The organism is Micromonospora sp. NPDC005163, assembly GCF_053599835.1.
Map to the genome: position 1 here is coordinate 1 of NZ_JBSFYP010000097.1, position 19,806 is coordinate 19,806.

14 protein-coding genes and 3 pseudogenes are annotated in these 19,806 nt (G+C 74.0%); 7 read left to right on the forward strand and 10 right to left on the reverse strand.

Translation table 11 applies throughout. From position 1 onward, the window contains the following. The first annotated feature begins 211 nt into the window (after positions 1 to 211). Positions 212 to 1,150 carry a sialidase family protein gene (locus ACWD6N_RS34870; protein WP_354962247.1) on the forward strand — a complete coding sequence of 313 codons (939 nt, stop codon included), beginning with the start codon at positions 212 to 214 and terminating at the stop codon, positions 1,148 to 1,150. A gap of 395 nt (positions 1,151 to 1,545) precedes the next feature. Here the strand turns inward: ACWD6N_RS34870 and ACWD6N_RS34875 are convergent, their stop codons facing one another. Both ACWD6N_RS34875 and ACWD6N_RS34880 read right to left on the reverse strand, forming a co-directional pair. Then, complete coding sequence (locus ACWD6N_RS34875; protein ID WP_354962248.1) at positions 1,546 to 1,884, reverse strand: antibiotic biosynthesis monooxygenase family protein; 339 nt, start codon at positions 1,882 to 1,884, stop codon at positions 1,546 to 1,548. After that, positions 1,881 to 3,059 (reverse strand): annotated as a pseudogene (locus ACWD6N_RS34880) (beta-ketoacyl synthase N-terminal-like domain-containing protein); the annotation flags it as partial. The gene ACWD6N_RS34875 and the pseudogene ACWD6N_RS34880, both read right to left, overlap by 4 nt. On the opposite strand from ACWD6N_RS34880, the pseudogene ACWD6N_RS34885 reads away from it, so the two are divergent. The 4 genes and pseudogenes from ACWD6N_RS34885 to ACWD6N_RS34900 all read left to right on the forward strand — a co-directional run. Next, positions 3,040 to 3,210 (forward strand): annotated as a pseudogene (locus ACWD6N_RS34885) (TcmI family type II polyketide cyclase); the annotation flags it as partial. The pseudogenes ACWD6N_RS34880 and ACWD6N_RS34885 overlap by 20 nt on opposite strands. A 13-nt stretch (positions 3,211 to 3,223) precedes the next feature. Further along, the gene (locus ACWD6N_RS34890) at positions 3,224 to 4,573 is read left to right on the forward strand and encodes an FAD-dependent oxidoreductase (RefSeq protein WP_354962249.1); all 1,350 of its coding nucleotides are present in this window, start codon (positions 3,224 to 3,226) and stop codon (positions 4,571 to 4,573) included. A 224-nt stretch (positions 4,574 to 4,797) separates the two neighbouring features. Further along, positions 4,798 to 5,769 carry a helix-hairpin-helix domain-containing protein gene (locus ACWD6N_RS34895; protein WP_450006300.1) on the forward strand — a complete coding sequence of 324 codons (972 nt, stop codon included), beginning with the start codon at positions 4,798 to 4,800 and terminating at the stop codon, positions 5,767 to 5,769. Between the two features lie 245 nt (positions 5,770 to 6,014). Continuing rightward, on the forward strand, positions 6,015 to 7,211 hold the full coding sequence (locus ACWD6N_RS34900; RefSeq protein WP_354962251.1) for a low temperature requirement protein A: 1,197 nt from the start codon (positions 6,015 to 6,017) through the stop codon (positions 7,209 to 7,211). Between the two features lie 57 nt (positions 7,212 to 7,268). Here the strand turns inward: ACWD6N_RS34900 and ACWD6N_RS34905 are convergent, their stop codons facing one another. From ACWD6N_RS34905 to ACWD6N_RS34915, 3 genes and pseudogenes are all read right to left on the reverse strand, one after another. Beyond that, entirely contained in the window at positions 7,269 to 7,451 is a 183-nt protein-coding gene (locus ACWD6N_RS34905) for a hypothetical protein (RefSeq protein ID WP_450006307.1), read from the reverse strand. An 80-nt stretch (positions 7,452 to 7,531) separates the two neighbouring features. After that, a pseudogene (locus ACWD6N_RS34910) lies at positions 7,532 to 7,978 on the reverse strand (aspartate racemase/maleate isomerase family protein); the annotation flags it as partial. A 44-nt stretch (positions 7,979 to 8,022) separates the two neighbouring features. Then, complete coding sequence (locus tag ACWD6N_RS34915; protein WP_354962253.1) at positions 8,023 to 8,850, reverse strand: hypothetical protein; 828 nt, start codon at positions 8,848 to 8,850, stop codon at positions 8,023 to 8,025. Between the two features lie 248 nt (positions 8,851 to 9,098). Between ACWD6N_RS34915 and ACWD6N_RS34920 the strand changes: the two genes are divergently transcribed. Then, positions 9,099 to 9,305, forward strand: a complete 207-nt coding sequence (locus tag ACWD6N_RS34920; RefSeq protein WP_354962254.1) for a hypothetical protein — start codon at positions 9,099 to 9,101, stop codon at positions 9,303 to 9,305. Between the two features lie 227 nt (positions 9,306 to 9,532). On the opposite strand, the gene ACWD6N_RS34925 is transcribed toward ACWD6N_RS34920, so the two are convergent. The 5 genes from ACWD6N_RS34925 to ACWD6N_RS34945 form a co-directional block, all read right to left on the reverse strand. Continuing rightward, entirely contained in the window at positions 9,533 to 11,038 is a 1,506-nt protein-coding gene (locus ACWD6N_RS34925; RefSeq protein ID WP_450006302.1) for a hypothetical protein, read from the reverse strand. A 173-nt stretch (positions 11,039 to 11,211) separates the two neighbouring features. Continuing rightward, entirely contained in the window at positions 11,212 to 13,308 is a 2,097-nt protein-coding gene (locus tag ACWD6N_RS34930) for an APC family permease (RefSeq protein ID WP_387322336.1), read from the reverse strand. A gap of 87 nt (positions 13,309 to 13,395) precedes the next feature. Continuing rightward, positions 13,396 to 13,797, reverse strand: coding sequence for a hypothetical protein (locus ACWD6N_RS34935; protein ID WP_354962256.1), 402 nt, complete (start codon positions 13,795 to 13,797; stop codon positions 13,396 to 13,398). 396 nt (positions 13,798 to 14,193) lie between these two features. After that, positions 14,194 to 14,964 carry a DUF5995 family protein gene (locus ACWD6N_RS34940; protein ID WP_354962257.1) on the reverse strand — a complete coding sequence of 257 codons (771 nt, stop codon included), beginning with the start codon at positions 14,962 to 14,964 and terminating at the stop codon, positions 14,194 to 14,196. Positions 14,965 to 15,099: 135 nt separating this feature from the next. Then, a complete protein-coding gene (locus ACWD6N_RS34945) occupies positions 15,100 to 18,000 on the reverse strand; it encodes a helix-turn-helix transcriptional regulator (protein WP_354962258.1) in 2,901 nt (966 codons plus the stop codon). Between the two features lie 193 nt (positions 18,001 to 18,193). Between ACWD6N_RS34945 and ACWD6N_RS34950 the strand changes: the two genes are divergently transcribed. After that, a partial coding sequence (locus ACWD6N_RS34950; RefSeq protein WP_450006305.1) for an AAA family ATPase occupies positions 18,194 to 19,806 on the forward strand: 1,613 nt, incomplete at its 3' end.

The window sequence follows — 19,806 nt, forward strand, 5'->3', positions numbered from 1 at the left end:
GATATTCCTAGGTGTCGGGGGTAGGGCTGGGGGGCGGGGGGGGGGGGGGGGGGGGTGGGCGCCCCGCCCCCCCCCCCCCGCCCCGGGCCCGGCCCGCCCGCCCGGCCGGGGGGCGCGGGCCCGCCCCACCGCCGGCACCCGCGGAGCGGGACCGGGCACTGGCCGGCGCCCGGAACGTCCCGCACTCCCCCACGCCAGGAGGCCGCCGCGCATGACGTCGTCACCCACCCGCCGCACCACCGCCGAGGTCACCGCCGTCCACCGGATCGGCGACAGCGCGCCGCACAGCGCCTTCACCGACCTGGTCCGGTACGCCGGGAGCTGGTTCTGCGTCTTCCGGGAGGCCCGGACCCACCTCTCCGGGGACGGCGCGATCCGGGTGCTGACCTCCACCGACGGGCGGTCGTGGACATCCGCGACGGTCGTCCGCCAGCCCGGGACCGACCTGCGCGACCCGCGCTTCGTCCTGCGGCCCGACGGGCGGCTACAGCTGCTGGCGGTGGCGGCCACCGGCGAGACCACCAAGGCGTTCCAGACGGTGACCTGGCTCTCCGTGGACGGGCACGCCTGGGGCGATCCTGTCCCGGTCGGCGAGCCGGGCGTCTGGGTGTGGCGGGCGGCCTGGCACGACGGCGCGATGTACGGCGTCGGCTACGCCACCAGTGAGCCACGGTTCGCCCGGCTCTACCGCAGCGGGAATGGCATCGACCTCCAGCCATGGGCGCCGACGCTCTTCGAGGGCGGCTACCCCAACGAGTCGGGGCTGGTCTTCGACCCGGACGGCACCGCCATCTGCCTGCTGCGCCGCGACGGTGACGCCGCCACCGCGCAGCTCGGCCGCGCCTGCCCGCCGTACCGGGACTGGAGCTGGATCGACCTGGGTGTCCAGGTCGGCGGGCCGACACTGCTCCGGCTGCCCGACGGGCGGCTGCTAGCTGGGCTGCGCCTGCTCGACGGCGAGGTGCGCACGGCGGTCTGTGCCGTGGACCCGGAGCGGGGCGAGCTGACCGAACTTATCGCGCTGCCCTCCGGCGGCGACACCAGCTACCCCGGCCTGGTCTGGCACGACGACCTGTTGTGGGTCAGCTACTACTCCTCCCACGAGGAGCGGACCTGCGTCTATCTGGCCGAGGTCAGCCTGACGGGCTGAGCGACCGCTCGGCCAGGCTGTCGCCCGCCTGGCGGTCGGGGCCGGGTGGTCGACCCGGTGCAGCGGGCCGTTCACTGCGTGGCTGCCGAGGGCAGCGCGTCAGCCGAGCGGACCACCTTCCCGGTGGTGGTGCGGGGCGACTGGTCGAGCGGGCGCGTGATCACCGCCCAGCGTCGAGACCGTCACGTACACCTGTCAGGGTGCTGCGAGGAACCTTACGACGCCTATCGAACGCATTGCCAGATGCAAGTGGCTGGATCGAACCGACGGCTGGCAGGATTGCCGGCAGGCCGTTCCACCGGCAAGATCGGCCGCGTATGTTGCCAGGGCGTCACCGCCGGTTGACGCAGCGGCAGACACCGCGCCACGCCATCGCGGCCACGGACCGAGCGCGCTCATCCCGGCGACGCTGGAGCCAGGGCGGGGGTGGGGGTCTCGGCGTGGATGTGGAAGCGCAGCGAACGGGCGTCGGTGAAGCACTCCCGCATCGGGCGCACCAGGTCCCGGTGCTCGTGGCTGCGCTCCCAGTTCTCGAAGTCGGCCAGGCTCGCCCACTCGCTGGTGATCAGCCACTGCTCCGGGTCCGTCGACGAGCGGCAGACCTGGTCGACCAGATGCCCCGGCACCCCGCCGGCGACCAGATGCCGGACCGCCTCGTACGCGGCGAGGAACTGCTCGGTGCGTGGCGCCGGCACCCGCACCAGGAACACCACCCGGGCCCGTTGCTCGGTCATGGCGTCTCTCCCCTCATCGGCGCGGCCCCGCGCAGGACCAGCGCGCTGTTGAATCCGTCGAAGCCCCGCGCGCAGACCAGCGCCAGCCGGCTGCGCGGCCGGCGGTGCTCACGGAGGAAGTCCAGCTCGCACCCGTCGGCCACCTCGTCCGGGCCGGCGGAGGCGGGCAGCGTGTCGCGCGCGAAGGCGAGCAGGGCGGTGGCCACGTCCAGCGCGGACCCGCCCTGGTACGCCCGCCCGGTCAGCGGCTTCTGGGTGGTGACCGGGGGCGGCCGATCGGCGAACACGGCGCGCAGCGCCTCGGCCTCGCTGCGGTCGTAGCGGGGCACACCGAGCGCGTCGGGCAACACCACGTCGATCCCGGCCGCCGCGACGCCGGCCCGGTCCAGGGCCAGCCGCATCGCCCGGGCGTACTGGGCCGGGTCGCCGGCGCTGTCCGCGGTGGTGTGCGCGGCGTCGTGGGTGGCGCCCCAACCGCTCACCTCGCCGTAGACCCGGGCGCCCCGGGACAGGGCGTGCCCCAGCTCCTCCACCACGAACACCGCGCCCCCCTCGGCGGGCAGGAAGCCGCTGGCCGCGGCGTCGAACGGCCGGTACGCCCGCTCCGGGTCCGCGACGTCGCTGAGCAGTCCGGAGCGCAGCTGGCAGGCCAGCGCGTACGGGCTCAGCGGGCACTCGGTGGCACCGGCGATCACCACCGGCGTGCCCCGGCGCACCGCGCGGGCGGCGTGCGCCAGGCTGTCCAGCCCGCCGGCGGTCTCCGCGACCAGCACCCCGCTCAGGCCCTTGAACTGGTGGTGGATGGAGAGCTGCCCGACGCTGGCCGCGTAGAACCAGGCGATCGACTGGTACGCCCCGACGGTGCGCGACGGGCCGCCCCACAGCCGTTGCAGCTCCCGCTGGCCGAACAGGTTGCCCCCCGACGAGCTGGCCAGGGTCACCGCGTAGCCGTACGGGTCGGGAGCCCGCTCCGGCAGCCCGGCGTCGGCCAGCGCCAACCGGGTGGCGGCGAAGCCGAGATGCGTCCACCGGTCGGTCTGCACCAGCTGCCGGCTGTCGGCGTACCCGTCGGCGGCGAAGTCCGGCACCTCCCCGCCGAAGCGGGTCGGGTAGCCGGACGGGTCGAACAGGGTGATCGGCCCGGTCCGCCGGGTGGACCCCCTCGCCGCCGCCCGCAACCACCCGCTCTTCCGGCAGGTCAACGAGCGGCTCTCCGCACACACCTCGCCGTACCTGCCGACCTGGCGCTCGCCCCGGGACGCCATCGCCGGTTGCTTCTATCGCTGGGACGCCGCCGAGGCCCCCGCGGCGCACCCGGCCGGCTGAGCGGACGGTCGACGTGTCCGCGCCGCCACCGCACGTCCTGATCATCGGCGCCGGCACCGGCGGGCTGTGCCTGGCACACGGGCTGCGCCGCGCCGGGATCAGCGTCGCCGTCTACGAGCGACACCGCCACCGCGCCGAGGGACTGCTCGGCTATCGGGTGGGTATCGGTCCGACCGGTAGCCGGGCACTGCGGGAGTGCCTGCCACCGGAGCTGTTCGCCACCTTCCTGGCCACCTGTGCCCGGCCGCCGCGCTACTTCAACGTGGTCACCCAGCGGCTGCGCCAGACCGCGTCGTTCGAGCTGCGACCGGACGCCGACCCGGTGCACACCGAGCACTCGGTGGCCCGGATGGTGCTGCGCCAGGTGCTGTTGACCGGCCTGACCGACGTGGTGCACTTCGACAAGACCTTCGTCGAGTACGAGCAGCGCGACGACGGGACGGTCACCGCGTACTTCGCCGACGGCAGCAGCGCCACCGGCGACCTGCTGGTGGCGGCGGACGGCACGCACTCGGCGGTGCGCCGCCAGTACCTGCCGCACGCGGCCACCCGGGACGCCGGCACCATCAACATCGCCACCCGGATCCCGCTGACCGCGCAGACCCGCGACCTCGTCCCGGAGCGGGTGCGCCAGGGCATCTCGCTGATCTTCGGCGCCGGCGGGACGATGGGCGTGCTGCACGTGATGGAGTTCAAGTGGGACGCCGAACGGGCGATCAAGCCCGGCGTCGACGACGCCGACGCCGCGCTGCTGCGGAACTGGCCCGGCCTGTCCCACGACACCACCACCGACAACATCAACCTGATCATCTGGAGCGCCGCCCGCCGGTTACCGGCCGACGTCATGCAGCGCCGTGGCGAGGACCTGGTGCGGGTGGCCCTGGACCTCACCCCGAACTGGCATCCGCATCTGCGCGAGCTGTTGACCCGCGGCGACCCGGACAGCGCCCTGCCGATCAGGGTCGCCACGTCCGAGCCGGTACCGCCGTGGAAGAGCAGCACGGTCACCCTGCTCGGCGACGCCATCCACACCATGACACCCGGTCGCGGGGTGGGCGCGAACACCGCGCTGCGCGACGCCCGACTGCTCTGCCAGCAGCTCACCCGCGCCGTCGCCGGCGACAAGACGCTGTTGCAGGCGGTGGCCGACTACGAGGCGGCGATGGTGCCGTACGGCTTCGCGCGCGTCAGCGGGTCGCTGAACCGCAGCGGCACCAACGGCGACGACCGGATGTACCGCCCGGTGGTGGGTCGGCTCGCGCTGCTCGGCGCGCGCGGCTACTTCGGGGTGACCAGCCGGGTACCACCGCTGCGTCGCCGCTTCGTCGACGACTTCCACACCTACGAGGGCGACCAGGACTGATCGCGCACCGCCCCGGTCCCGCCGATCCGGGCCCGGCGTTCCGACGCCGGCCCGGATCCGTCGCATCCGCCGCGACACTGTGTCACCCGCCGGGCACCCGGCGCAGAGACCGTCCCACCAGTACCGCCCCCGACCGAGCCTCCCTGTCGTCGTCAAAGCGCATGTGCAAAGCTGCGGCGAGTTTTTCTCGTGACTTTTCCGACGAGGTGAGAGGGAGGTTCGCCGTGGAGTGGTCTATCGGACACTCGCTGATAGTGGTACTGGCGCTGTTGCTGGGCCTGGCCGCCGGGCGGTTGCTGCGTGGCCGGCAGGGCGTACGGGCCAGCGGGCAGGGTCCGTCGATCGTGGACGGCGACCCCGTCGCCGGCCTGGCCGTGGTCACCACGCCGCCGCCGGCGGCCACCACCGACGAGGCCCGGCCAGCGGCGACCGTCGACCCGGCGCCGGCCGCGGTCGCCGACGAGCCGGCCCCGGTGGACACGGTCAGCGCGCCGGCCGCGGTGACCACCGACGCCACGCCGGACGGTCCCACCCCGGCCGACGCCCCGAGCACCACCGACCCGGCCGACATGGCGCTGACCGACGCCCCACCGGCCAGCCCTGCCGCCGACGCGGACGACCTCCGGCCCGAGCCCAGCGCAGAGCCGGAGCCGGTCGCGGTCGAGGAGCAGCCCGCCCCGGCGACGGTGGTCGCTCCCCGCCAGCCGGGGGACGACGACGTCCGACCCACCGACGCGCCGCACGCCGACACGACGCCGGCCGAGGCCGTGGACACCGAGGTCACGGCTGTCGACACGACGTCGGCGGAGGCGCCGGTGACCGGTGCGCCGGCCGACGTCGACGCGGAGCCGGTCCGGGCCACGCCGCCGGTCCGGCCGACCGCCACCGCCACCCGGCCGGTCCGTCCGGTGGCCGACACCGCGCCGAGCGGCGCCGACACCGACCAGGAGGGCCCGGCCGACGACTTCCGCCGGATCCAGGGGGTCGGGCCGAAGATGGCGGCCGCGTTGCAGGCGGCCGGCGTGCGCACCTACGGCCAGCTCGGCGAGTTGGACGAGCCGGCGTTGCGCGACCTGATCCGGGCCGCCGGCCTGCGGGCCGCGCCGGGCCTGGCCAGTTGGCCGCAGCAGGCCCGGGTGCTGGCCGGCGCCGGTGACGAGATGGCCGCCGTGCTGCCGGGCGACGCCCGGGGCTGACCACGGATACCGGGCCCCGGCGGGCCGTCCTCGCAGGACGGCCCGCCGGGGCCTGATTCCTCCTCGGCTTCCAGAAAACCGGCCTGTCCCCGCGACCGGGACGCCCCGACTTCGCGGAAACCGAGTCGATCGCCCCGGTCGGGGGAAGACCGGACGATCGGCGGGTGACGTCGTCGGCTGCTCGCTACCGTCGGTCAGGTTGGGCCGGACGGCCCGCCACGTCGACGGCACCGCAGGAGCAACCCGTGCACTTCGCCGCGCCGGGGCCCGGGTCCCGCCCCCCGATGCGCGACCCGGAGGCCCCGCGCCGGGTGACGCTGCTCGAACTCTTCTTCGACCTGGTGTACGTGGTGGCGCTCGCGCTCATCTCCCGGACCATGGTCATCGGCCTCGACTGGCAGCGCGCCGCGGAGGCGCTGATCCTGCTGTCCGCCGTCTGGTGGACCTGGGCGATCACGACCCTGGTCACCGACATGTACGACCCGGAACGCAACGAGATCAAGTTGCTGATCACCGCGGTGATGTTCGGCGCGCTGCTGATGACCACCGCGATCCCGGAGGCGTTCGGCGCCCGGGGGCTGGTCTTCGCCGTCACCTACGTGGCGATCCACCTCGGCCGGGGGCTGTTCCTGATGCCCATCGTGCGCCGCGAACCGCAGACCCAGCGTCGGGCGGAGCGGATCTTCGTGTGGTTCGCCGTGTCGGCGATCCCCTGGATCATCGGCGGGTTCGTCAGCGACAACGCCCGGATCCTCTGCTGGGCCCTCGCGCTCGCCATCGACTACGGCGGTTTCCGGCTCGCGTACCCGGTGCCCGGCCTCGGCGTGGTGCCGGAGCAGCAGCGCAACGTCACGGCGGAGCACCTCTCCGAGCGCTACCAGCAGTTCTTCATCATCGCCCTCGGCGACGCCATCCTGACCATCGGCACCATGTTCAGCCTGGCGCACTCCGAGGTGGTGAACATCGGGGCCTTCGCGGTGGCGTTCCTGACCACCCTGCTGCTCTGGCGGATCTACGTGCACAAGTCCGGCGAGCTGCTGCCGGTGGCCATTCAGGCGTCCAGGGAACCGAGCAAGTTCCTGTTCACCGCCCCGTACACCCATCTGCTGATGGTCGCCGGGGTGGTGACGACGGCCGCCGGGTTCCACCTGGTGCTGCACGAGCCGCCCGGGCGCACGCCGCCGGCCTGGCTGGCGGTGATCCTGGGCGGCCCGGCGCTGTTCCTGGCCGGCCGGGCCTCCTTCGAGTACGAGGTGTTCAGCCGGGTGTCGCTGTCCCGCCCGGGCGGTCTGCTGGCGCTGCTGACCATCGCACCCGCGGCGCTGTTCGTGCCGCCGGTCCTCGCCTCCCTGGGAGCCATGCTGGTGCTGGCCGGCGTGGCGTACGCGGATTTTCGGCGCAGCCGTGGGAAGCCGCCGGAGGCCCCCGCCCCGCCGCACTGAACCGACCGCTCGGCGGTACCGCCGGCGCGGCCCGGTCGTCGGATGGTGGGGTTCCGGTCAGCGCGGCACCGCCCCGGCCAGCAGCCGACCCGCGTCCGGCACGTACGGCTCGACGCCCAGGCCGGTGAGCAGTTGATGCACGGTGGCGGTGGCCGCGGTGAGCACCGGGCGGACGAGACGGGCCTCGACCTGCGGCACCGCGGCCAGCGACGGCAGCTGCACACAGGCGGAGAGGACCACCGCGTCACGTCGGTCACGTCCAGCCGGTCGGCCAGCTCCACCAGTTGCTGGGTGGGGATGCGGCCCACCGCGACGTTGTCCGGCTCGCTGAGGCTCACCGCCTCGGTCACCCGCACACCGTGCCCGGCGAGGTAGCCGGCGACGGTCGCGGTCAGCGGGGGCAGATACGGCGCGATCAACGCCACCCGGCGGGCACCCAGCGCGCGCAGCCCGGCGACCAGCGCGCCCGCACTGGTCACCACCGGCATGCCGTGCCCGGCGCGGCCGGCCGCCCGACCCAACCGCTGCTCGGCACGCTCGTGCGCGCCGGGACCCTCGCACATCACCGCCACCAGGCAGGCGTACGCGAGCACGTCGCAGCGGGCGTCGGCCAGCTCGGCGGCGCACCGGACCGCGGAGCGGTTCATCCGGGCCAGTTCGTCGGGGGTCACCTGGTGCAGCCGTACCCGGCTGGCGTGGGTGGTGAAGTGGACCGTCGGGTCGACGGTCTCGCGTCGGCGCAGCATCACCGGGATCTCGGTCTCCATGGTGGTGTTCGAGCTGGGCACCACCAGGCCGATCCGGTAGCTGCTCACACCAGCGCCCCGGCGTACCCCCGGACCTGCAACCGCTGCCTGGCGGCGTCGCCCAGACGCACCTGGAGGCCGAGCGGCGCGGCGGCGCGGCGCACCTCGTCCAGGTGCAGCGAGCCGTGCCGGTCCACGGTGAGCACCGGCGGTTCCTCCAGTTCGCCCTCGGGGGCGTGGAAGGAGAGCAGGGTGACCGACGTGGTGAGGTACCCCGGGTAGGCGGCACGGGCCGCCGCCTCGTCCCGGTGGGCGAGCACCACCAGGTCGTCGAGGTGGGCGAAATCGGCGGCGAGGCCGCCGGCCTTCCAGTGCGCGGGTTCCTCGGCCGCGCCGGTGAGGTACCGGGACCGGTTCGCCGAGGTGATGTAGAGGTGGTCCGACCCCGTCTCCGCGAGCGCTCGTTCGAAGAAGGCGTTGGACGGGCAGGTCAGGCCGGGCGCGATGACCTGGGTGGTGCGCAGCCCCTGGTCGAGCTGGGTGAGGTGTTCCGGCAGGCGGTCCGCCGCCGGGCCACGGAAGCCGAACGGCCCGGCGCCGTAGAGGGCGTCCATCAGGGCCCGCACCCGGCCGACCGGCAACCGGGGTGAGATGCGGGACCAGTCGAACATCGCCGGGATCCGGCCGACCGCGGTGGTGATGCTGCCGACCTGGTGGACAGGGCGGCCCTTGGCCAGGTTGACCCGGCGCACGGTGGCCGCGTCCGGACGGGTCACGATGACGTAGAAGTTGGCGAAGGCCGCCGCGACGACCGCGCCGCCGGCGAGCGCGCGGGCAGCGACCGCGACGTCCTCGGGGCGGTCCAGGTACAGGGGCGGTGTCGGGGCGTCCATGAGTCCTCCTCGGCGGGGGCCGTGAGGCAGTTCTACGTCGGAGGACCGGTGTGACGGCCGGTCCGTCGTCGATCCGATAGCCGGCTCGCCCTACCCGGTGCGGGTGACCGATGCCAGGGCTGTACCGACGGCGGCCGGTATCGGCCGGACGGACGATCCGCAGGGTCATCCGTCCGGCAGTTAGCGGCTCGGCCCGATTGGGTACAACGCCTGCACCTCGAACCACCACATTCCCTCAGGAGGCAGCGATGCGCGGCACCTCGATACTCGGAGTCATCGTCGTGATCTGGTTGTTGATCGGCGCGATCGCCGCCGGCCAGCGGGGCTACTACGGCGGCGACGACACCAACTGCGCCGAAGCCGGCACGATTCTGGTCACCATCGTGGCCGGACCCCTGAACTACATCGGCGCGAACCCCAAGGTCGACTGTGAGTTGCCCGAGCCGTCCAAGTAGGACTGGACGTCGGCCCGCGCCCCGTTGGGGCGCGGGCCGTTCGCTGTCCGGGCGGCCGTGGGGGTCGGTCCTCCCCCGGCTGTCCCGTCGCGCGTCGGGCGGGGCACACCACGTACCGCATCCTAGGAGGCTGGTTTGCACGCGGTGAGCGGATGACACCGGCCGCCCGGACGATCGCGACGATCGTCCGGGCGGCCGGCTGCGCACGGTGTGCGCGCGGTCCCGACTCAGCGGAAGCAGTGCGCGATCGGTACCGCGCTGCCCTTGCAGTTGGTCGGCTCGTTCTCGACGACCACGCTCTCGTCGTCGATCTTGACCTGGGCGTGCTCCCCGAAGATGCCGCCCGGCTTCACCGTGGCCGCGTTCCGGGTGACCTTGCTGGTGTAGATCGCCACCGAACCCTGGGTGGCGTAGACGCCGCCCTTGGACGTCGCGCCGACCGCCTCGTTGGCGGTCACGTCGCTGCCGCGCACCAGCAGATTCGACTTGGCGGCGTAGATGCCGACGCCGATGCCGTGGGTGGTGTTGCCGTCGACGACGCTGTCGTCGAGCGGCAGCAGGCCCTGCACCGTCGAGATGCCGCCGCCGTTGACGGTGGCGGTGTTGCCGCGGATGGTCATCCTTCGCATCACCAGCACCGCGTCGGAGTTCGCGGCGCCACCGCCGATCTGTGCGGTGTTGTTCAGCAGCTCGGTGTCGGAGACCTTGGTCCGGGCCGAGAAGCTGGCCAGGCCGCCGCCCTGGCTGGCGCTGTTCTGCGCGAAGGTGGTGCTCTCCACCTCGGCCGCGCCCCGGTAGTTGCCGAGCCCACCGCCGTAGCCGTTGGCGCTGTTGCGGTGGAACTCGGAGCGCTTCAGCGTCAGCACACCGCCGTTGAGCAGGCCCCCGCCCTTGCCCGCGGCGCCGGACGCGCTGTTGCCGATGAACGTGCAGTCGGTGACCACCATGTTGCCGTCGTTGAAGATCCCGCCGCCGCCGCCCTCGGGAGACAGCGACGTGCTCTGCGTGACGGTGACCCGCTCCACCACGGCGGTGGCGCCGTGCACGACGTGCACGCTGCCGCCCTCGATGGCCGAGCGGCCGTTGTGCAGCTCCACGTCGCGCAGGGTCAGCTCGCCGCCGTCGCGGACGGTGAAGAAGCGGAACGCCGCGGCCTGGGCGTCGCGGGCGATGGTGGCGCCGGCGCCGTCGATGGTGATGGGTTGGTAGATCACCGGCGGGCCGGCGGTGTCGTCGGCCGGGTTGTGCGGCGGCGCGTCGGCGTCGCCGGGGGTCTCCGCGGCGTCCGCCGTCTCCCGCGCGTCGCGGATTCCGCCGTCGTACTGGTCGGTCTCGTGGAACGCCTCGGTGAGGGTGTACCGGCACTTCGGCGCGAGCCGCAGCTCCGCGCCGCCCTCGGCGTTGGCCGCCACCAGCGCCGCCACCAGCTTCGCCGCGTCGCAGGGCACCGACACCACGCCGGCCTTGCCGGTCCCCGGGGTGTCCGGACGGGCGGGCTCAGCTCCGTCGCGGCCCTCCTCGCGCTCCGGCGCGGTCCGGTCGTCGTCCCGGGACGCCGCGGTCAGCCGGCCCAGGCCCGGGAGGGACATGTCGCGGTCGGCGGCGGCGGCGGCGACGCCGGCCACGCCGGCCGCTCCCACCACCAGGCTCCCGGCCAGGAACCCGCCGGCTACGAACCATCGGGACCGCCGTCTGGGTCGTGCCGAACGATCTCCACCTCGGTATGTGGACATCAAGGTGCCTGCCTTCCTGGCTGCGTGAACGTGACCGCGCGCCGATTCGGGCGCGGGGGGATCGACGCGCCGTCGACCACCAAAGGCCCCGATAACGCCGCAATACGGACAGGCAGGTGTGAACGTGAAGAATGCTGCCATTCATCTTCAAAGTTCGCCGGATCGCGCCTCGATCACCCGCCGACGTGGATGCCGGGCCGGCGCAGCGGGTCCGGCTCGGTACGCCGGATGATCTCCCGTACCACCGGCGGGGTGTCCCCACGGCCGAGGATCAGATACCGCAGCAGGTGCGCGATGGGGCTCCCCTCCGACCACTCGAAGTGCGCATGTGGCCGGACCCGGGTGGCGTCACGCAGGGCCAGCAGGATGGCGGCGATCGCGTTGGGCGCGGCCGGACTGCTGGCCCGCAGCACCCGGAAGCCACCCACCTCGACCCCGTGCACCCGCAACACCTGACTGAACTCCGAGGGGTCGACCACGTCGATCTCCAGGAACAGCACGTCGGCGGCGCCGGGCACCGGGTTCATCCCGCGCTGCGCCCGTTCCTTGACGGTGTACTCCTTCACCGAGCCGCTCTGCCGCTTGTTCGCGATCAGGTGCAGCTGCCCGTCGTGGGCCAGCGACTCGGTGATGAACCGGCGGGCCGGCTCGTCGAACTCGATCCGCTCGGCGCGCAGCTCGGTGGTCCGGGTGACCCGGGAGACCAGCGAGACCCCGATGATGCCCAGGATGAACAGCGCCGAGATGGTGATCCCGTCCGGCTGCTCGATGACGTTCTCCACCAGCGCGTACAGCAGCACGAGGGTCAGCACGGTGAAGCCGACGGCGGCGGTGCGCCGGTGGCGGCGGACCGCGGAGATGGTCACCGCCACCGCGCCGGAGACCATCATCGCCAGGATGCCGGTGGCGTACGCTCCGGCCTGGGCGTTGACGTCGGCCCGGAAGGCGATGGTGAGGGCCACGCTGACCAGGGTGTAGACGATCACCACCGGGCGCACCGCCCGCGCCCACTCCGGGGCCATGCCGTACGAGGGCAGGTAGCGGGGCACGATGTTGATCAGGCCGGCCATCGCCGAGGCGCCGGCGAACCACAGGATGAGCACGCTGCTCACGTCGTAGACGGTGCCGAAGAGCTCACCCAGGTAGGTGTGCGCCAGGAAGGCCAGCGCACGGCCGTTCGCGGCGCCGCCCGGCCGGAACTCCTCGGCCGGAATGAGCGCCGTGGTCACGAAGGTGGTCGAGATCAGGTACACCGACATGATCAGCGCGGCGGTGGTGAGCAGCCGGCGGGTGTTGCGGATCCGCGCGGCCAGCCGGGCCTGCGGGTCCGGCCCGTGGGCCGCCACCAGCGGCATCATGCTGACCCCGGTCTCGAACCCGGACAACCCCAGCACCAGCAGCGGGAAGGCCAACGCGGCGGTGAGCAGCACGCCGCCCGGCCCGCCGCCGTCCGCGGTCACCGCGGTGGTCCAGTCCGACACGATGCCCGGGTCGGCCACGATCCGGGTCAGCGCGACCAGCACGATCACCGCGTTGAGCAGCAGGAAGATCGCGACCAGCGGGATGGCCACCACCACCGCCTCGCGGAAGCCGAGCAGGAAGACCCCGCCGAGGATGAGCAGCAGCGCCACGGTGACCACCACCGGGACGAAGCGGCCGTGCAGGGCTTCCGGCAGGTACGGGTTCTGCAGCAGGTGCACGGTGGCGTCGGCCGAGGAGAGGGTGATCGTGATGATCCAGGAGGTGGCCACGAAACCGAGCAGCACGAGCACGAAGATCTTGCCCCGCCAGAACGGCAGCAGCCGCTCCAGGATCGCCACCGAACCCTGTCCGTTCGGGCTCTCGTGGGCGACCCGCCGGTACATCGGGAGCATGCCGAGCAGGGTGAGCGCGACGATCAGCAGCGTCGCCAGCGGCGAGAGCGCCCCGGCGGCCACCGCCGCGATGCCCGGCAGGTACGACAGGGTCGAGAAGTAGTCCACGCCGGTCAGGCACATCACCTGCCACCAGGCGTGCGCCCGGCTCTGCCCCTCGATCGCCTCCGGGCCGGGCGGCTGCACCTGGTGCTGAAAGAGCCACCGGCGCAGCGGGCTGGCCGGCGGCATCGGCCGGACCGGGCTGGCCACCCGTTCGGGCACCACGACACCTTGCCGGCCGCCCCGGTGCGGACGGGCCGGGTCGCGGGCCGCGCGCAGCGCCGGGTCCGGGCCGGTGGCCTGGTGGCGGCGCCCGCTCCAGCGTCGCGGTTTCCCCCGGTGCTCGTCAGCCATCGCCCGTCCCACGCTCGCAGGTCCTGCTCAGACGGTAGGCGGTACCGCGCGGCGGGACCGGCGGAACCGGGCAGGCCGGTGGCCTGCTCAGGGCAGGTCCGGGCCGGCGAGCAGCCGAGCCAGGGCGGGCGGATCGGTGATGGTCACGGTGGCCGCCGGATGCCGGGGCCACCCCCCGGGCGCGATGGCCGGCACCGGTACGCCGAAGCGGAGGCAGACCCCGCCGGCGGTACTGCTGCCGAAGCTCACACCGCCGTCTGCCAGCGACACGTGCGGGCCGATCGCCCGCCACCAGCGGTACGGGCCGCTCACCTCGACGCCGGTCACGTTGGCCCGGTCGGTGTACAACCGCCACGGCCCGTACCGAATCAGAAGATCCCGGTCGGTGACGGTGACCCAGGCCGTCGCCGGCCGGACGCCCAGCAGCGCCAACGCCGGGCGGAACACCGGGTCGAAGCGGAACGGGAACCGGGTCGCGGGGCCGGTCATGGCGCACCGGGACGGACGGTGGGTCGCGGCACCGGGCCACCCGGCCTCAGTGGGCCGGGCCGCGCGGGCCGGGGTCGGGCGGCGGGCCGGCGCCGGGCCAGGACGGTCATGGCGCGGGCGTACCCCGTAAAGGCTCGGCGACACCCCCCGTCCGGACGGATCTCCCGCCACCGGCGACGCGGCCCCTCCCCGCCAGCTCCCCCACCGCCGGCCGACACCCCCCGGGCCGGCCGACGACGGCAGACGGTCGACACCCCCCGGGGTCGGCCGGCTGTCACCCGGAGCCGACCGCATTCCGCAGGCGGCGTCGCGGGGTGGGTGGAGCTGGCGGGGCGGGACGCGTCCCCGCGCTCCGCCGCCCCCCATCGGGCGGAGCGCGGGGACCCCCCGTCCCGGCTACTGCAGGAACGCCCCCAGGGGCGAGAGCAGCAACCGGCCGAGCGCCGCGGCGTTGTCGTCCAACCGCGTGCGCTCACACTCGCGGGCGTCCGGATCGTGCCGGCACCGCCAGATCTTCTGCGCGTTGCGCCAGGCGACATCGCGGGTGTACTCGACCAGTTCCCCCTGGTACCAGTCGTCGATGTCCCCGTTGAGCATGTCGATGAGCAACTGCCACCGCTCCAGGTAACCCCGACGAAGGCCGGGGATCTTGTCGGCGAAGATGTTGTTGATCTCGAGGTAGTCGTGGTGCTGGTCGCTGCCGTCGACCGGCTCCGATTCCAGGTGGTCGAACGTGGTGACCAGGGCGAACGGCAGATCGAAGTTGATGTGCGCGTTCACACCGGCCGCCGCCGACGGCAGCGGGCGGGCGTCCGGCCCGCGCATCCGCTCGAACAGGCACGACCACGCCCTCGGGGTGCCCGGGCTGGAGTCGGTCCACAGTCGCATCGCGTCGAAATACCGCGCCGCGAACTCGACGTCCAGCCGGGAGAGGAAGACCGGGTCGACGAAGCGGTCGTCGTACAGCCCGTCCAGGACGCTGCTGGTGATGGTCAGGTAGAGCTTGTTGAAGTCGGCCAACGGGCAGCTCTCCTCCAACGGAGGCAGCCGCACCAGCAGGTCCTGGAGCTTGGTGAGGTGATCGACAACGGCCGGCACGTCCGCCGGATGGTCGGCGAGCAGGTCGACGATGTCCCGGTGCACGGGCCCCCAGACCGGTTCGGTCATCTCTCCTCCATGGTGGTCCGCGGCACCCCCGTGCCGCCGTCGACGGTGCTCAGCCTTTCAGCCGACATCGACCGCCGGATCAGTAGAACGACGTATCCCGGCGCGCACAGGCGCGCCGACTGACCGACCGGTCGATCAGCCGCGCCGACCGCGCAACTGGATGGCGGTGGCCTGGACACGGCTACGGACCTGGAGCTTGTCGAAGATGTGCGACACGTGCACGCCGATGGTCCGCTCGCTGATGAACAGCCGCTGCCCGATCTCCTTGTTGGTCAGTCCCTCGGCGACCAGGACGAGCACCTCCCGCTCCCGCGCGGTGAGCGCCGCCAGCTCGTCGTCGACCGGCTCGGCCGCGGCCGCGCCCCGCGTACGGTCGGTGGCCTCGTGCTCCTCCAGCGACACCCGGGCCCGCCCGGCCAGCTCGCGGATCTCGGAGGTCAGCGGCACCGCGCCCAACCCCTGCGCCACCCGGTACGCCTCGCGCAGCAGCTTGGCGGCCGTGGCCACCCGACTGCGCCGCGCCAGCAACGCCTCGGCCTGCCGCAGCCGCGAGTACGCCGCCGGGTAGGGGTGGTTGCGCCGTTCCCACTCGGCGACCGAATTGGCCCACAGCTCCGGGTCGCTGCCGTCGAGTCGGCTCACCTCGGCGGCGCAGAGCGCCAGGAAACCGTCCACCACCGATCGCACCGGACGGGCCGCGGACGCGCTCTTGCGCGCCACCCGCTCGGCGACCTCCCGCAGCCGGCGCACCGCCGTCGGGTCGACCGCCACCGTGCGGCTGGCGTGCGCCTCCGCCTCGGCGCGCAGGCCGTGCCAGACCAGCGCGGAGAGGATGGTCACGTCGTCCGAGCGGCTCTCGGTCAGGCCGCGCTGCACCGCCTGCCGCGCCACGTCGTGCCGGCCCTCCCACATCGCCAGCCCGGCGCGCAGGGTGAGCAGGGGGATGACGTGCCGGGCCCCGCCGCCGGCGAGCACGGTGGCCACCGCGTCGAGGTCCCGGTCGGCGGCGTCGATGTCGCCGTAGCCCACCGAGAGCCGGCACCGGGCCAGCAGCAGCTCGACGGCGTCCGCCCCGGACGGGCGGTGCCGGAGCGCGGCGGCGACGACCTTCTCGGCCTCGGCCCACTGGCCCACCCGGAACAGCCCGTTGGTGGCGATGGCCAGCAGCCGGGTCTCCCAGGTGCGGCCCAGCCCCAGTTCCGCCACCCGTTCGGCGCCCCGGCGGGCCACCACCACCCCCTCCTCGAGGATGTTCAGCGGACCGGTGAGCAGCTCGGCCAGGTGCAGGTACGCGCAGGCCACGTCCTCCGGCCGGCCGGCGCGCTCGGCGGTGTCGAGCGCCTGGCGCATCACCGCCAGCCCGGCGTCCGGGTCTTCCAGGTAGGCGTCGCTGAAGCCGAGCGCCGAGCTGGCCAGCACCACCTCGGTGGTGGATCCCTCCACCGTGGCGGCCAGCGCCAGCGCCTCCCGGGCCCGCCGGCCGGCGTCCGCGTACCGACCAAGGTGCAGCAGCAGCTCGGCCAGGTGCGCGGCGGCGGTGGCCCGCTCACCCGGGGAGCAGTCGGCCGCTTCCAACGCCCGCTGGTACTCCTCCTCGGCCAGCGCCGAGCGCCCGGCGGCGGCCAGGTAGCGGGCCCGGCGGATGTGCAGCGCGCAGCTCGGCTCGCCGCCCCGCACCACGGCCAGCTCCTCCAGCAGGGCCAGCGCCCGGGCGTGCTCCCCACAGTGGTGGGCCGCCTCGGCGGCGTGCCCGAGCAACTCGACCCGGTCCACACCCGGCGTGCCGGGGTCGCCGGCCAGTTGCAACGCCGCCGACCAGTGCCGGTGCGCCTCGGCGTAGCCGTGCAGCCGCTCGGCCTCCTGCGCGGCGGCCACCGCCGCCGGCAACGCCCGGCCCGGCTCGCCGGCCAGCCGCCAGTGGTGCGCCAGCCGGGCCTGGTGCAGCTCGGCCGGCGCGGCGGTCAGCGCCTCGGCGTAGCGACGGTGCAACCCGGAACGCTCGGCCGGCAGCAGCTCGTGCGCCAGGACCTCAGCGACGAGGCGGTGCCGCAGCCGGTAGCCGTCGTCGGCGCCGACCAGCAGCCGGTGCGCCACGGCGGCGCGGGCCGCCTCGATCAGCTCCTCCTCGGGCAGCCGGAGCACCTGGGCCAGCAGCCAGTGCTCCACCGGCTCGACGCCGGCGGCCACCGCGTGCACCACCGCGTGCGCGTGCTGGGGCAGCGCGTCGACCCGGGCGAGGAAGATCTCCCTCAGCGTCTCGGACAGCCCGTCCCGGCCGTCGCGCAGGTCGCGGGCCAGCTCCTCGATGACGAACGGGTTGCCGCCGCTGCGCTGCCACACCTGCTCGGCCGCGTCGGCGGTGAGCTCCCGGCCGACCACCGCGGCGGCGAGCCGTTCGGTGCCGGCGCGGTCCAGCGGGGACAGGTCGAGCACCCGCACCGTACGCAGTCGACGCAGCTCGGTGAGCACCCGGCGCAACGGGTGTGCACCCTGCAACGACTCGGCGCGGACCGCGGCGAGCACCGAGAGCTGGAGGTCGCCGAGCCCAGCCAGCAGGTAGAGCAGCAGCTGACGGGTGCTCCGATCGACCCACTGGAGGTCGTCCAGGATCAGCACCAGCGGACGGCCCTCGGCGATCAGGTGCAGCCCCCGGGAGACCCGTTCCAGCAGCGCGCCCGCGCCGTCCGGGCCGGCGGTCTCGTCGGCGAACATCTGCAACAGCCCCCGCACAGCCGAGGAGGTGCGGGCGTGCGAAGTGGACAGGTCAGCGTCGAAGCGCCGCAGTGCCTGCAACAACGGGTGCAGCGGGGAGGCGTCGCCGATGTCCAGGCAGCTGCCGGTGAGCACCAGCGCGCCCTGGTCGCGCAACCCGGCGCCGATCTCGCCGAGCAGCCGGGTCTTGCCCACACCGCTCTCACCGGTCAGGAAGACGGCGGCGGTCTGCCCGTGCGCGACGTCACCGAGCAACGCGGACCGAACCGTCTGCACCAGCTCGGCCCGGCCCACGAGCGGTGCGGTGTCCACATCGCTGGCCATGGCACGCAGCCTAATCACACGCCCCCGTAACGTTCTACGGCCATCTGCCGCTTGTGGTACTCCTCGCGTCGACATTGCGACTAAAGGTTGCGGGTGGCCGACATACGTCGTTCTGCCGATCCCCCGTCAGCCCAGGAATGCCAATCTCCGAGGGTCGTCAGCCAGCAACGGGAGAAGGGCCGGTGCGATACCCATGACCACCATCATCACGCAGCGGACCATCGCCCCGCACTGGCCGGTGCCGGAGGAGCGACGCACGGTGACCGTCCTCTTCGTCGACATCGTCGGCTCCACCGCACTGGTCGACCGGCTGGACCCGGAAGACGTCCGAGCGCTGCAACGGGCCTACTTCGCCACCGTCGCCAGTGTGCTACGCCGCTGGCACGGGGTGGTCGAGAAGTATGTCGGCGACGCGGTGATGGCTCTGTTCGGCGCGCGGCACTCCGACGGCTTCGACGCGTACCGGGCGGTCCGCGCCGGGCTGGAGATCCAGGCCGCGCTGGACCGCCGCCCGGTGATCGGTGACATCGCGCTGCGGGTGCGTGTCGGCGTGGCCACCGGCGAGGTGGTGGTCGACCTGGGCAGCGCCGTCAACGGCGGTCACGGCGTGGCCAGCGGCGCGGTGATCACCGCGGCGGCCCGCCTGCAGGAGTACGCGCCACCCGGCGCCGTCGCGCTCTGCGCGGCCACCGCCCGGGCCACCGCCGGCCTGATCGCCCAACGCCAACTGGCACTGGTGCCGGTCGCCGGGCGGGTGCCGCCGGGCCCGGTCTGGCACGCCGTCGGTCCCGTACGCCCGAGTGCCGACCCGCACGACGGCCCGCTGATCGGCCGCCGTCGCGAGCTGGCGACCGTGCGGGACCAGCTGAGCCGGGCGGTCCGCGAGCACAACCCGCGCTGGGTGTCCCTGGTCGGTCCGACCGGAAGCGGTCGTAGCCGGCTGCTGCACGAGCTGACCACGTCGCTGACCACGGTGGACGGGGTGGCGGTGCGCTGGTGCGTGGCGACCTGCCAGCCGTACCCGGACCAGGTGCTCGCGCCGGTCGCGGACCTGCTCCGCGGGCTCACCGGGATCCGTCACGGTGACGGCCCGGCGGTGATCCGCGACCGGTTGACGGCGACCCTGACACCGTTGCTCCCGCCGGCCCGGGTCGCGGCGGCGGTCCCGGCGCTGGAACGGCTGCTGGCCGCCCCGGACGGCTCGGTGGCCGCGCTGGCCGGCGCCGCGTCCTGCCGGGACGCCCTGCTGCGCCTGGCCGCCCATCGGCCGCTGATCGTCGCCGTGGACGACCTGGACCGGGCCGCACCCGCGGTGAGCCGGTTCCTGCACGCTCTGTTCACCGCCGCCACGGCACGCGGGTTGCCGCTGGCCGTGGTCACCCTGCACCAGCCGCACTGGGCCGACACCCGACCCGGCGCGGCCCGCCGGGTGGCGGTCCGGCCGCTGGCCACGGTGCAGAGCGGCCGGCTGCTGCGTCTCCTGCTGACCCGGGCCGGGCAGCCGGTGGCCCTTGTCGACCGGCTGCTGCCGGTGGTGGGCGGCCGTCCCGGGCACGCGACGGCGTACGTGCGTTCCATCGTCGACGGCGCGGACCCGGCTGCGCTCCCGCTGCCCGACGACGTGCGCCGGGCGGTCGGCGCGGAGCTGGACCGGCTCGACGGCGAGCGACGGGCGGTGCTGATGGCCGCTGCCACCCTGGGCGGCGTGGCCACCGGAGCGGCGGTGGACCGGGCGCTCGGCTGGACGCCGGGGCGGTCCGCGCCGGCGCTGCGCGGGCTCGTCGCCGCCGGGCCGCTGATCCCCCG

Excerpts from the sequence above, each read along its gene's own strand:
- ACWD6N_RS34870 (WP_354962247.1), top strand. The coding sequence starts at position 212 with ATGACGTCGTCACCCACCCGCCGCACCACCGCCGAGGTCACCGCCGTC.
- ACWD6N_RS34875 (WP_354962248.1), bottom strand. The coding sequence starts at position 1,884 with ATGACCGAGCAACGGGCCCGGGTGGTGTTCCTGGTGCGGGTGCCGGCG.
- ACWD6N_RS34915 (WP_354962253.1), bottom strand. The coding sequence starts at position 8,850 with ATGGACGCCCCGACACCGCCCCTGTACCTGGACCGCCCCGAGGACGTC.
- ACWD6N_RS34920 (WP_354962254.1), top strand. The coding sequence starts at position 9,099 with ATGCGCGGCACCTCGATACTCGGAGTCATCGTCGTGATCTGGTTGTTG.
- ACWD6N_RS34925 (WP_450006302.1), bottom strand. The coding sequence starts at position 11,038 with ATGTCCACATACCGAGGTGGAGATCGTTCGGCACGACCCAGACGGCGG.
- ACWD6N_RS34930 (WP_387322336.1), bottom strand. The coding sequence starts at position 13,308 with ATGGCTGACGAGCACCGGGGGAAACCGCGACGCTGGAGCGGGCGCCGC.
- ACWD6N_RS34935 (WP_354962256.1), bottom strand. The coding sequence starts at position 13,797 with ATGACCGGCCCCGCGACCCGGTTCCCGTTCCGCTTCGACCCGGTGTTC.
- ACWD6N_RS34940 (WP_354962257.1), bottom strand. The coding sequence starts at position 14,964 with ATGACCGAACCGGTCTGGGGGCCCGTGCACCGGGACATCGTCGACCTG.
- ACWD6N_RS34945 (WP_354962258.1), bottom strand. The coding sequence starts at position 18,000 with ATGGCCAGCGATGTGGACACCGCACCGCTCGTGGGCCGGGCCGAGCTG.